We start from the raw sequence: 13246 nt of genomic DNA, 5'->3' as shown, positions 1-13246 counted from the left end.
CAGTAATAGCGTTTCAGTATGAATTTCGATGTTCGGCAGCTACGGGCGTTCATTGCGGTGGCGGAGCATGGCAGCTTCACCCGCGCCGCGGCGGCGCTCAATCTCTCTCAGCCCGCCCTGACCGTTCAGGTCCGGGCGCTGGAGGAAGCGCTCGGCCTGCGGCTCTTCGACCGGAACACGCGCAATGTCGCGCTGACGCGCCTGGGCCGCGAGCTCTTGCCGGAACTGCAGCGCGTCCTGCGCGAACTCGAGGCGCTGCTCGACAAAACCCGGCAGCTCGCGCGCATGGCCGGAGGGATGGTTCGCATCGCGGTCCTGCCCTCCTTCGCCTCGAGCCTGCTGCCAGATGTGATCGCACGCTTCCGCGCGCAGCATCCCGAGATCGGCTTTGCGCTGCGTGACGTCGTCGCCAGCGGCGTCACGGCGCTGACGCTTGCCGAGGAGGTCGATCTCGGCATCACCGGCGGACCGTTCGAGGATGCGGAGCTGGAGCTGATGCTGAGCAGCGTCGATCGGATGCATGCCGTATTCCCATCGGGTCACACACTGGACGACGGCACCTCGCCTTCACTTGCAGCGGTGGCACGCCACCCGCTCGTCCTGATGTCGCGGGCGACCAGTGTGCGGGCGGTGGTCGATGCCGCCGTCGCGGCTGAGGGGCTGGTGGCGGAGGTTGCCGCGGAGGCGACCTACATGTCCACGGCCGTCGGCATGGTCCGTGCTGGAATGGGGATCGCGATCCTGCCCGAGACCGCAATGGAGATCAAAGCGCTGCCGATGCTTCGTTCGGCGCCGATCGACGATCCGCGGCTGGCGCGCAGCATCTCGGTGATCAAGCGCAGAGGCCGGACATTGCCACCGGCAAGTGCGGCCTTCCTGGACCATCTTGGCGTTGCGTTCGATGCGCTGCGGCAAAACGCAATGTGAGCCGGGTTTGCCTCTTGCCTTGGGTGCGGTGCCCGGCACCCGCTATCGCGGGGTCCGCGCCGCGATCCATCGCGCTAGCGATCGAACAGGCCTTCGAAGACAAGGCGAACATCCTTGGACGGATCGGTCCGGAGTTCGGCGCCGTCGACGTCGAAAACCAGCGTCGCCCGCTGTCCCAAGTCGTATGGCGGCCAGGCGGCGACGCCGCCGGCATGGATGAAAGCCGTGACCATTTCGTGCATGCCACCATCGCCGGGCCCCGCCGCAGTGCCGTAAGGTCCCGGCTGATTCCAGATGAGGCTGAGATCGGCGACATGGGGTGCCTGGCCGGCGAAGGGCCCGGCCGCGAGCGGCCTGTCGTTGCGATAGACCCAGGTCGGCCGCCCGGCCGCATGATGCGCATCGGCCAGCCGGATCGATGGCAATTCGTATTCTTCCGCCGTCAGCAGCTTCAGGTGCCGCGCGCTTGCTGGCATGCCGGGCCACATCCGCAAGGCACGCCTCTCGGCTTCCGCCATGATCTCGGGCCCCAGATGCGCCAGCAGCCGGCCATCCCAGTCCTCCGCCGAATGACCGTCTCCATGCGTCGCTTCGCCCAGGAAGGGCGCGGCCTCGTCGCGCGCCGTCCCGATCAGAAGCGGCACGGGGTGGCGGGGCAAGAGCCGCCGCGGCGACCGGGGCAGGAATGTCCCGTCGGCTACGGGGCGAAAGGGCTGGCGCCGGGTCTCGTTTCTGCTCAATCGCTCTTGCAGGGCAATGAGGCCGGCGGCCGGAATGTCCTGGAGGTCGCGGAGGCAACCGCCGGCGAGGGCCAGCACCCTGTCGGCCACGGCATCCGCCGTCTCCCGGCTATGGACCGTGTCGCCGCCGCCGGAGCTCGAAAACGCCGCATGGAACAGGCCGGCCGCCGAGGGCGCAGCCAGAAGGGCCGCGACGTTCTTGGCCCCGGCCGACTCGCCTCCGACCGTGACGCGGCCGGGATCCCCGCCAAAGGCGCCGATGGCCTGCCGGATCCAGACGAGCGCCGCGACGATGTCCCGCAAGGCATTGTTGCCGCTGCCGCGGAATTCCTCGCCGAAGATCCGCCCACCTTCGAGAAAGCCGAGCAGGCCGAGCCGATGGCCGATCGTGACGCACGTGATGCCGGCTCGGGCAAAGACCGCTCCGTCATAGACGGGCCGGCTCGTCCCCCCGACAGACTGGCCGCCGCCATGCAGCCAGACCAGCACCGGATGCGGCCCCGCCTCGGCCGGCGACCAGATGTTGAGATAGAGACAATCCTCGCTCGTCGGCACGGCGGGCATGGCGTCGGGATCGCCGGGATAGAAGCCCGGATCGGCTGGCTGCGGCGCTGCCGGCGCGAAGGTCAGTGCCTCGCGCAGGCCGGTCCAGGGCGCAAGCGGCTGCGGCGGACGGAAGCGCAAGGAACCGATCGGCGCGGCGGCATAGGGCACACCCTTGAATGACCGGATCCCGCCGGAGAGCAGGCCGCGCAGCCGGCCGAAGGGCGTATCGACGATGAGAGCTTCGCCGGAGAGCGCGCTTGCGGATGGATCGAGTGACATGGGTTGGGATGTGTCGCGGTGCGGCTGCGGCCGTGGGTTATGCCGGGCCTTCACCGGAGTGCCCGCTGCCGGCGATGCGAGGCAGCAGGCACTCCGGGAATTGCGGCAGGGCCGATCGTCGGAGGGCTATTTGCGGGCGATGTTCCAGTAGACCGGCGCCGGCGGGGTCAGGAGCCCGGTCAGATCAGTGCGATAGGCACGGATCTGATATTGGACGCCAATCGGGACATAGGGAACGGTCTGAGCCGCGCGCAGCTGGATCTTCTCCGCCAGCGCCTTGCGCTGCGCGCCGTCCGAAAGGTCGGAAAAAGCGGCACGCATCTGTTCGATATCGGCATCGCAGGGCCAGCCGAACCAGGCCTTCTCGCAGTTCGAGCGAAGGCCGAGATGGCTGACCGGCTCCATCATGTCGAGCCCGCCCGGCCCCGAGATGAAGATCGACCAGCCGCCCTTGCCGACCGGCTCCTTGCTGGCCCGGCGGGCGACGACCGTCGCCCAATCCATCGCCTGCACATCGGTCTTGAAGCCGATGCTCTTCAGCAAGGCTTCGGCCACCATGGTGAAAGCGTGGATATTGGCATTCTCGGTGGCGTCGAGCAGCACCACCGGAGTGCCGTCATAGCCGGCTTCCTTCAGGAGGGCCTTGGCCTTGTCGAGATTGACCGCTGGAAAGCCGGCCTCGGTGAAATAGGGAGACGAGCAGACGTAGAAGGAGCGGCAGGGCTTGCCGAGGCTCGGATCGTCGATCACCGCGGAGAGGAACTCCGCACCGTCGACGGCATGGAGCAGGGCCTGCCGCAGCTTCGGATTGTCGAATGGCGGCTGGGTCGAGTTGATACGGATCTGCTGGGCGACGCCGATATCGTCCTGGCGCTCGAGAGCGATGTCCTTCGACGCCTTGGCGAGCGGAATGAGATCGCCGGGAATCTCCTCGCTGATATCGAGTTCACCCTTGATCAGGGCGTTGATCGCGGTCTGCTGGTCCGGGATGATCTGCCATTCGACACGATCGACCTTGACCACCTTGCCGCCGGAGAGGCCGGCCGGCGCCTCCGGGCGGGGCTTGTATCCCGCGTTCCTGGTGAACACCAGCCGGGCGCCGGCCAGCCATTCGTCCTTCTTGAAAACGAATGGGCCGGAGCCGGTGTGATCTGTCACCGCCTGATTGGGTGGCGTCGCCGAAGCGACGCGGGCCGGCATGATGAACGGCACGGGCGCGCCTGGCTTGCCGAGGGCATCCAGCACCATCCCCCAGGGCGAGGTCAGCGTCAGGCGGACGGTCTTCGCATCGACCGCCTGCCAGCTCGCACCACGCTGGTTGAGCTGCTGCCCCATGCTGTCATTGACGCTCCAGCGCTTCAGCGAGGCGATCACGTCGTCAGCCGTCACGGGCTGGCCGTCGCTGAAGGCGAGGCCATCGCGCAGGACGAAGGTCCACACCTTGCCATCGGCCGAGATGTCCCAGCTTTCGACCATTTGCGGCTTGATCGCCAGCTTGTCGTCCACCGCGAACAGCGTGTCGTAGACCATGTAGCCGAAATTGCGGGCCATGGAATCCGAGCCGAGGAGCGGATCCAGCAGCTTCACGTCCCCGGACGGTTTGACCTTGAGAACGCTCTCGGCGATGGCCGGCCCCGTCAAGACGAGCATGGCACCGGCGAAAAGCGCGGCCGTCACTGTTTTCAGACTCATGTCCTCCCCCTTATCGTTTGATGAAGTTATGCGCGGCCCTGTTCTCGGCCGCTTCCGCGGGTCGCATCGCGCCCCGTTGCAGATAGGCGTGGGTGGCGAGCGCCAGCCCGGCGGCCGGCTCCCGCCCCAATTCCGCATTCGCGAAGGTGAGGTTCACGGCTGCGGCTCCGCCGAACAGGCTGGCCTCGATGCCGCCGAGCACGCTGGCATGCATCTTTTCGCCCAGCTCCGCCGGCCAGCCGGCCACCACCACCCGTCGGATCGGCGTCAGGTTGAGCGCATTGCCGATGGCGTGTCCGAGGCGCGCCAAACGCGCCGCGAGGTCGGCCTGCGCGCGCGCCGACAGTTTGAGCCGGCCGGCCTGCCATTCATCCATCGCCAGCAGGTCTTGCTCACGCAGACCGATGGCCGGCGCGACGGCGGCCGTGGACACATAGGCCTCGAGACAGCCGGAATGGCCGCAGCGGCAGCGGGGCCCGCGGGGATCGAGCACCATATGGCCGATCTCGCAGGCAGCCACCTCCCCGCTCGAAGCGAAGTCATCGACCAGGGCGGCGGCCACGCCATGGCCGACGAAGGTGTAGAAATAGGGGCCGCCGGCAAGATCGACACCGAGCTTCAGGCGGTGGGCGACGGCGCGGGTCACGATCGAATTCGCCGCGAGCAGCGGCACCGAAGGCAGTGCGGCCTGGATCTCCCTCAGGAGCTCGGCGGGGTCGAGCGCGATGATCGGATTTGCGCGCAGATCCTCATGATAGCCCGGGATCGACACCGCGAGCTGGCAAAGCCTGATGCCCGCCCGGTGCAGATGATCGGTGAGCTGATGAAGAGCACGGCGGTAGGTCGACCTCACCGTTTCCGGCTCTGCGCCGTCCGGCAAATCCAGCCATTCGGAAAAGCGGATCTCGCCGGTCAGCGACCCGACGCCAATATGGACACGGCTGCCGGAGAACTCGATCGTGCCGACATAGAGATCGTTACTTAATGTAAGAAAGGAGCTTGGACCGCCCTGGTAAGGCGCGGTGCGCTTCGACTCGTCGATCAGCCGCTCGGATTTCAGCTCGGCGACGATGCGCGAGATGCTCGCATCGGTCAGCCCGACATGATCGGCCAATGCGGGGCGAAACGAGCCGCCAGAGCACCAGAGATAGCGCAGGACAGCCGATCGCGTTTCTCGCCGGCTTCGCGGCTCCCGCATGCATCCTCCCGAGTTTATTTTTACTTTATGTAACGATGCTGCTGTGCGCTGGCGATCTTGTCAATATCGCCATACCGGCTCTCGGAATGGAAACGCCATGCAGGTGGTGGCAGGCGTGGGGCAGACAGGCCGACGCCCTGCTCGGCTCGGGGCCGGACGTCAGGCGAGACAAAAGGCAACCCTGCTTCCGGGCGACGAGCGAGAGGCCACTGGCGGCTGGGCCCTCCCCGCAAACGTTGCGCAATCCCGATGCCGCATGTGGACGAACGCGCCCTACTGCGCGCAGCGCGTCTGCAAGGAGCCGCCTACGTATCTCGGATGGGTCAGCCGTAACGAGGAGAGCCGCCCGCGGCTCAGATATCGAGAAGCCCGGCCAGGCTTTTCGCCGCTTGCTCGATGTCGGCTTGGAGGGATCGTCTGGCCGCCGCAGCATCTTTGCCCAGCAACGCCGCATGGATCGCCTTGTGGTCGCGATTGGCGCTCGTCCAGTTGTCGGTCTCTTTGAGCAGGTTGATGTAGGGCCCGATCTGCAGCCAGAGCGACTCGATGATGGCCATCAGGGCCGGCGAGGCGGCGGCCTTGTAGATGGTGAAGTGGAAGTCCCGATTGGCCGGCACATAGCGGGCGCGGTCCTTCTCGGCCTTCGCGGCGTCCATGATCGCAATCAGCTCTTCGAGATGGCGCAATTGCGCCGGCGTGATCGCCGCAGCGGCCCACTCCGTGGCCATGCCCTCGATCTCGCAGCGGACGCGCCTGAGGTCGTCGAGTCGTTCGGCGCTGAGCGGCGGGATGCCGACGGAGCGGCCAGCCACCACGGTCAGGGCCTTTTCGGCGACGAGCCGGTGCAGCGCCTCCCGCACCGGCATGGCGCTGACGCCAAAGGCCTCGGACAGGCTGCTCACCGTCACCGTACGGCCCGGCTCGATGTCGCCGTTCAGGATCATCTCCCGGATCCGGCCATAGACATGCTCCTGGATCGTCGCGCGGGAGATGGGTGAGTAAGGCAGCTCCTGAGGGCGCACGAGGCTCATCGTCTTGAAATCCAAGGTGTTCGTCGGGGCGACCATAGCGGTCGCGGGCTCGACATCAAATCCGCATTGCATTGATATATGATTTGTGATCTTTGATCAAAAGAAACGAGGCACCGGTCAAGGCGCCCTGACGATTGAACGCCACCGCGTCGGGGAGGACGCTCATGATGAAAAAGAAGCACTTGATGGCTGCTGCCGCCGCGCTGGCCTTGTCCGCAGCCGGAGTCTCCGCCGCGCAGGCCCAGGCCAAGCACAAGATTTTCCTGTCGATGAGCTATATCGGCAATGATTGGCAGGGTGAGGCCGCCAACATGATCAAGGCCATGGCCGCGTCCAAGACGATGGCCGACAAGGTCGACCTGCAGGTCCAGGTCGCCGGCCCCAACGCCCAGCGCCAGATCCAGCAGATCAACGCCATGGTCCAGGCCGGGGCCAAGGCGATCATCGTCTTCCCGATCTCGCCGACGGCGCTCAACGCCGCGGTGAAGAACGCCTGCGAGAAGGGCGTGACCGTCATTGCCTATGACGGCGAGATCACCGAGCCCTGCGCCTACAATGTCGCGATCGATCAGGAAGAGGCCGGGCGCGTCACCGCCGAATGGCTGGTCAAGAAGCTGAACGGCAAGGGCAACATCGTCTCGATCACCGGCGTGCCCGGCACTTCGGTCGACACGCTGCGCACCAAGGCGGCAAAAGAGGTCTTCGCCAAGCATCCCGACATCAAGATCGTCAACGAGGCGGTCGGCATGTGGAGCCAGGCGGTCGCGCGCACGGAGCTGTCGAAGATCCTGGCCACCCGCAAATGGGACCAGATCGACGGTCTCTGGATGCAGGTCGGCTGCTACACCGCCAATACGATGCAGATCGAGGCCGGCATCCCTGAGGACAAGCTGAAGCCCTGTGCAGGCGAAGGCTCCAATGGCGGGCGTGTGCAGATGCTGCCCACCGGCACCGAGGTCGAAGGCGCCAACGGCACCTACAAGCCGATGGCCGCGCCGCGCATCTCCTACGCCTCGCCGCCCTATTCCGGCGCGCTGGCGCTGAAGCTCGCCGTGGCCAAGCTGGAAGGCAAGGACGTGCCGAAGAAGACCGTCCTGCCGCTACCGGTCGTCACCAACGAGACGATCAAGCTCTGCCAGGAAGGCACCTGGGACGAGATGAAGGCGGGCTGCAACGCCTTCAAGCCCTCGATCGTGACCAATCCCGGCTGGTTCGCCTCGATCTTCTCGAGCGAGACGCCCGAGATCGGTCTCAACGCTGCCCTCGTCGGCCAGCCCGAGAACTGATCGCAGGATCGCCGCGCCCGGGTCGGGCGCGGCATGACAGTCCTGCTCGTTCAGCATCGGACTTTTCCGAAAAGTGGATCCCACTTTTCGGTCCGGTGCTCCAGCGCCCGGCGGCGCCACGTCGCCCGGCATCCCGCTACCGCCAACGCAGGAAGGACGGCCGCCCGTGCTTCAGCGCAAGATTTCCCCTGACGGCGCACCTGTCGCGATCGCCGCCCGCGACATCCGCAAGGTTTATGGCGCGACTATCGCCGTCAACGATGTCGGCTTCGACATCATGGCCGGCGACACCCATGCGCTGCTCGGCGAGAACGGCGCCGGCAAGTCGACGCTGGTCAAGCTGCTCTCCGGGCTGGTGCGACCCACCACGGGCGGGTTCGACATCTTCGGCGAGCGCGCGGATTTGCATTCGCCGGCCGCCTCGCACCGCTGCGGCATCCGCACCGCCTTCCAGGAACTCAGCCTCGTCCGCGATCTCAGCGTACTCGACAACATGCTGCTGCCGACCCCGCCGCGCGGGCCGCTCGGCCTGATCCGGCGGGCGGAGGCGCGCCGCACGGTCGAGGAACATCTTGATGCTCTCGGCCTCAGCGCCATCGACCCTCGCTCGGAGATCCGCGACCTCGATCTCAACGAGCGACAGAAGATCGAGATCGCGCGCGCACTGTTCCGCAGCCCCCGCATCCTGCTGCTCGACGAGCCGACCTCGACATTGTCGGGCAGCGATATCGACTGGCTCGGCACGATCATCGCCAGGGGCAAGGCTCAAGGCGTCACCACCGTCTTCATCTCGCACCGCATGCGTGAGGTCCGCGCCTTCTGCGACCGCGTCACCGTCCTGCGCGGAGGCAAGCATATCGCGACGCGCCCGCTATCCGATGTCGGGGACGAGGAGCTGATCGGGCTCATCGCCGGCGGCAGCGGCGGCCATTCCTTTCCACCGCGCCCGCCGCGCAGCAGGCTCTCCGAGGAACCCGTGCTGGCGGCCACCGAGCTTTCGGTCGGCAACCGCCTCGACGGATTGTCCTTCGGGCTGCGACGCGGCGAGATCCTCGGCGTCGCCGGCCTCCAGGGCATGGGCCAGCTGGAATTGTTCTCGGCCCTCTTCGGCACGGCCGAGAGCCGCGGCGAAATCCGCATCGACGGCCGTCCGGTCAGCCTGACCTCGCCGCGCGATGCTCTCGATGCGCGGATCGGGATCGGCCTCGTGCCGGAGGACCGCAAGACGGAGGCGCTCTTCCTCAAGCTCGACGGCCGGCGCAACATCTCCTTGCCGGCAATCGAGCGCTACAGCCGCTTCGGCTTCGTCGACCGAAAGCGCGAGGAAACGGTGGTTGCCCGCGTCATGGCTCGCCTCAACGTACAGATGCGCGCGCTCTGGACGCCGGTGAAGGCCTTCTCCGGCGGCAACCAGCAGAAGATCGCCGTGGCGAAATGGCTCTTCGCCGAAAGCCGCATCCTGCTGCTGTTCGACCCGACGCGCGGCATCGATGTCGGCACCAAGAACGAGATCTATGCGCTGATGCGCGAATTCGCGGCTGCGGGCGGCTCGATCCTGTTCCACTCGACCGAGACGGCCGAACTCGACCATCTCTGCGACCGCGTGATCGTGCTCTACCGGGGCAAGGCAGCGGCGCGGCTGGAAGGCGACGCGATCACGGAGGATGCGATCCTGCGCGCCATGCTCGGGAGCGAAGCCGGCGCACTTGCCGCGCAACAGGTTTCGACGCTGGAGGCCCTCTCATGAGCGCGATCGCTGCCACGGCGCCGCAGGCCGCAGGCGCCTCCCTCGTCCGCGGCTGGCCCGACCGCCTGCGCGGACCGCTGATCGCGATCGGCGTCTTCCTGCTCTGCCTCGGACTCGTGCGCTGGCTCAGCGGCGGCACGCTCGGCTATTACGAGCTCGGCACGCTGGCTGCCGGCGGCGCGACGCTCGCCATCGCAGCGAGCGGCCAAACCATCGTGGTGCTGACCGGCGGCTTCGACCTGTCGGCCGCTGCCGTCATCTCGCTCGTCAACGTCACGCTCGCCGGGCAGATGCAGGACAGCCCCGATTCGATGCTGCTGTGGACGCTCGCCGGCATCGGTGTCGGCGCGGCGACCGGCGCCTTCAACGGCCTGTTCATCGCGGGCTTGAGGCTCCAGCCCATCGTGGTGACGCTCGCCACCATGTTCATCCTGCAAGGCGTCACCCTCCTCGTGATGGACAAGCCCGGCGGGCAGATTCCCGGCAGCTTCGCGCAGGCCCTGACCGGCGACGCCATCCCCGGCGTGCTGCCGATGCCGGTGCTGCTGCTGGCGGCTCTCATCGGCCTGTGGCTTGCCTTGAAGAACACGCTCTTCGGCAAGGCCCTGCCGGCCCTGGGCTCCGACCGGGAGGCCGCCCGCGCCGCAGGGCTCAGCGTCCGGCTGCACGAGTTCTTCGCCTATGTGCTGGCGGGCGGGCTCTATGGTCTGGCGGGCGTCTTCATTACGGCCCAAACCGGCTCGGGCGATCCGCTCGTCGGCAATCCGATGCTGCTTCAGATGTTCGCGGCCGTGGTGCTGGGTGGCACCGTGCTGGGCGGTGGGCGCGGCGGCATCGTCGGCACGATCTTCGGCGCCTATGTGCTGATGCTCGTCGTCAACATCCTGCTCGTGCTCGACGTGCCCGCCTTCTACTCCTCGGTGGTCGAGGGCTTGATCCTCGTGCTGGCAGTCCTCGCCTCCTCCCTGGCGCGCGATTCCGTGCTGGCCCGCACGCTGCGCCAGGGTTTTGCCCGCGGTGCCGCCCGCCGGGCCGGGCGCCTGCCGCGCCAGCTCGATCTGCCCCCTGCCCGCATCGCCCTGCCGATGCACGATCCGGCGATCGAGCACCCAGCCTGGTGGCGCCGCCATGCCGAAGCGCTGCGCAACGCGGTGCCGGCCTATCTGTGCTTTGTCGCGGTCCTCGTGGTGACGCAGTTCGTGCTCGGCAACACGATTGTCTCCTGGCCCTATTACGACTCGCTGATCGTGCTCGGCTGCTTTCTCGCCGTCCTCGCGCTCGGACAGGGCGCGGTGATCCTGACCGGCGGGCTCGACCTGTCGCTGCCCTGGACCATCGGCCTCTCCGGCATTCTCTGCGCCGGCCTGCTCTCGGGCTCGGATGCCGCGCTGGTCTATGCCGTGCCCGCCGTGCTCGCGCTCGGCGCGCTGATCGGCCTCGTCAACGGGCTCGGCATCGTCGCGCTCGGCCTCTCGCCGATCGTGATGACGCTGGCAATGAACGGCATCCTGCAAGGAGCGGCGCTGGTCTATTCCGGCGGGACGCCAAACGGCTTCGCCTCGCCCGCCTTGCGCTGGTTCATGACCGCGAAAATCTTCGGCGTGACGCCGGTCGTGCCGCTCGTGGTGCTTTTCGCTGCCGGCGCCTCGATCCTGCTCGGACGCACCGTCTTCGGCCGGCGGATCTACGCCATCGGCAATGGCGAGCGCCCGGCGGAGCTTTCCGGCGTTCCGGTCAAGGCGACGCTGGTCAAGGTCTACATGCTTTCGGGCGCCTGCGCCGCGCTGGTCGGCATCATGCTCGCGGGTTTCTCCGGTCAGGCGAGCCTGGGCATGGGCGACGACTACCTGCTGCCCTCGATCGCGGTCGTCGTGGTCGGCGGCGCGCTCATCACCGGTGGGCGCGGTTCCTATCTCGGCATGCTCGGCGGCGTGCTGCTGCTGACCGCGCTCCAGACCCTGCTCGCCGGAACCACCCTGCCCTATGCCACGCGCGCCATCCTCTATGGCGTCGTGGTGCTCGGCGCCGTCGTGGCGCTGCGCGAACGCGCGCATTGAGGAGACGCAAGACGATGCCAGCACTCGCCCTGAAGCCCGGCCTTCGCGTCGTCGTCACGGCCGGCGCCTCCGGCATCGGCCGTGCCATCGCCGATCTGCTGATCGAGAACGGCGCACGCGTCCATATCTGCGACATCGATGAGAGGCATCTCGCCGATTTCCGCGCCGCCCATCCCGGCCACGGCGCGACGACCTGCAATGTCGCGGATGACGACGACGTGGCGCGGCTGTTCGACGAGGCTCAGGCCACGCTCGGCGGGCTCGACGCGCTGATCAACAACGCCGGCATTGCCGGGCCGACCGGCGGCGTCGACGAGATCGACCCGGGCGAGTGGCGCCGCACCATCGACATCTGCCTGACCGGCCAGTTTCTCTGCACGCGGCTTGCCGTGCCGATGCTGAAGGCGGCGGGTGGCGGCGCCATCGTCAACATGTCGTCCTCCGCCGGGCGCTTCGGCTACGCCTTCCGCACCCCCTACTCCGCCGCGAAATGGGGCATCATCGGCCTGACGCAGTCGCTCGCGAAGGAACTGGGCCCGGCCAATATCCGCGTCAACGCCATCCTGCCCGGCATCATCAAGGGGCCGCGCATGGACGGCGTCATCCAGGCCCGCGCCGAGCAGGTCGGCGTATCGTTCGCGGAGATGCGCGAGCAGTACCTCCAGCGCATCTCGCTGCGCCGCATGACCGACGCCGAGGACGTCGCGGCGATGACGCTCTTCCTGCTGACGCCGGCCGGCAACAACCTCTCCGGCCAGTCTTTTCCCGTCGACGGCAATCTGGAGTCGCTATGAGAACGACCATCGTCGGCTCCGGCCTGATCGGCCGCTCCTGGGCGATCAGTTTCGCCCGCGCCGGGCATGAGGTCCGGCTCTGGGATCGCGATCCGAAGGCGCCGCGTGCCGCGCTCGAATTCGCGGCGTCCGTCCTGCCCGAGCTCGCGGCCAACGGCCTGCTCGACGGCCAGGAGCCGGCCGAGGTGCTGGCGCGGCTGCAACCCGTGGACGCCCTCGACGAGGCGCTCGCCGGCACCGACCATGTGCAGGAAAGCACGGCGGAGATCGTCGAGAGCAAGCGTGCGGTCTTTACCGATCTCGACCGGCTGGCGCCATCGCACGCCGTGATCGCCAGCTCGACTTCGGCGATCCTGCCCTCGCGCTTCATGGACCATGTCGCGGGCCGCGGCCGCTGCCTCGTCTGCCACCCGATCAACCCGCCCTATCTCGTGCCGGCGGTCGAGGTCTGCCCCTCGCCCTGGACGGCACCGGAAACGGTCGATAAGGCCGCCGCCTTCATGCGCGGCTGCGGACAGCAGCCGCTGGTGATGAAGCGCGAGATCGACGGCTTCATCATGAACCGGATGCAGGGCGCGCTGCTCGACGAGGCGTTCCGGCTCGTCGCCGACGGCATCGCCGATGTCGAGGATGTCGATATCGGCATCCGCGAGGGGCTCGCGCTGCGCTGGTCCTTCATCGGCCCGTTCGAGACGATCGACCTGAATGCGCCCGGCGGCGTGCGTGACTACGCCCAGCGCTACCAGCACATCTATAGCGGCATCGCCGCCGAGCTCGCCGGCCGCCGCGCCGACTGGAGCGGGCCGCTGATGGACGAGGTCGAAGGCCAGCGCGCTGCGCGCCTCTCCCGCGACGACCTCGCCCAGCGCCAGATCTGGCGAGACCGGCGCCTGATGGCGCTCGCCGCCCATAAGCGCGCCGCCGCGCGCGACATCGGAGAATAGGAGTC

Annotated in this window: 10 protein-coding genes; 6 read left to right on the top strand and 4 right to left on the bottom strand. The window is 67.6% G+C overall.

Going from position 1 to position 13246, the window contains the following annotated elements; all coding sequences use genetic code 11:
- The first annotated feature begins 18 nt into the window (after nt 1-18).
- Nucleotides 19-927: a LysR family transcriptional regulator gene (locus AB6806_RS25360; protein WP_142022625.1), complete on the top strand. Its 909-nt coding sequence runs from the start codon at nt 19-21 to the stop codon at nt 925-927.
- A 74-nt stretch (nt 928-1001) separates the two neighbouring features.
- Here AB6806_RS25360 and AB6806_RS25355 read toward each other — a convergent pair whose 3' ends face one another.
- From AB6806_RS25355 to AB6806_RS25340, 4 genes are all read right to left on the bottom strand, one after another.
- Complete coding sequence (locus tag AB6806_RS25355; protein ID WP_142022624.1) at nt 1002-2492, bottom strand: carboxylesterase/lipase family protein; 1491 nt, start codon at nt 2490-2492, stop codon at nt 1002-1004.
- A gap of 126 nt (nt 2493-2618) precedes the next feature.
- The gene (locus AB6806_RS25350; protein WP_142022623.1) at nt 2619-4184 is read right to left on the bottom strand and encodes an ABC transporter substrate-binding protein; all 1566 of its coding nucleotides are present in this window, start codon (nt 4182-4184) and stop codon (nt 2619-2621) included.
- A 10-nt stretch (nt 4185-4194) separates the two neighbouring features.
- On the bottom strand, nt 4195-5382 hold the full coding sequence (locus AB6806_RS25345; protein WP_142022622.1) for an ROK family transcriptional regulator: 1188 nt from the start codon (nt 5380-5382) through the stop codon (nt 4195-4197).
- A 353-nt stretch (nt 5383-5735) separates the two neighbouring features.
- Nucleotides 5736-6413, bottom strand: coding sequence for a GntR family transcriptional regulator (locus AB6806_RS25340; protein ID WP_112763253.1), 678 nt, complete (start codon nt 6411-6413; stop codon nt 5736-5738).
- Between the two features lie 185 nt (nt 6414-6598).
- On the opposite strand from AB6806_RS25340, the gene AB6806_RS25335 reads away from it, so the two are divergent.
- The 5 genes from AB6806_RS25335 to AB6806_RS25315 all read left to right on the top strand — a co-directional run bounded on the left by AB6806_RS25335 (nt 6599) and on the right by AB6806_RS25315 (nt 13241).
- The gene (locus tag AB6806_RS25335; RefSeq protein WP_248311216.1) at nt 6599-7699 is read left to right on the top strand and encodes a sugar ABC transporter substrate-binding protein; all 1101 of its coding nucleotides are present in this window, start codon (nt 6599-6601) and stop codon (nt 7697-7699) included.
- 166 nt (nt 7700-7865) lie between these two features.
- A complete protein-coding gene (locus AB6806_RS25330) occupies nt 7866-9446 on the top strand; it encodes a sugar ABC transporter ATP-binding protein (protein ID WP_370955797.1) in 1581 nt (526 codons plus the stop codon).
- The gene (locus AB6806_RS25325) at nt 9443-11503 is read left to right on the top strand and encodes an ABC transporter permease (protein WP_370955795.1); all 2061 of its coding nucleotides are present in this window, start codon (nt 9443-9445) and stop codon (nt 11501-11503) included. Before AB6806_RS25330 ends, AB6806_RS25325 begins: the two co-directional genes overlap by 4 nt.
- 14 nt (nt 11504-11517) lie before the next feature.
- Nucleotides 11518-12297 (top strand): SDR family oxidoreductase, encoded by a 780-nt coding sequence (locus AB6806_RS25320; RefSeq protein WP_370955794.1) that lies wholly within the window; start codon nt 11518-11520, stop codon nt 12295-12297.
- A complete protein-coding gene (locus tag AB6806_RS25315) occupies nt 12294-13241 on the top strand; it encodes a 3-hydroxyacyl-CoA dehydrogenase (protein WP_370955793.1) in 948 nt (315 codons plus the stop codon). The genes AB6806_RS25320 and AB6806_RS25315 overlap by 4 nt, the downstream gene beginning before the upstream one ends.
- Nucleotides 13242-13246: the final 5 nt, after the last annotated feature.

This window comes from Allobosea sp. RCC_152_1 (assembly GCF_041360765.1).
Classification (GTDB): Bacteria; Pseudomonadota; Alphaproteobacteria; order Rhizobiales; family Beijerinckiaceae; genus Allobosea; species Allobosea spartocytisi.
The sequence above is the reverse complement of the archived record's forward strand: the minus strand, read 5'-3'. Positions and strand labels throughout refer to the sequence as shown.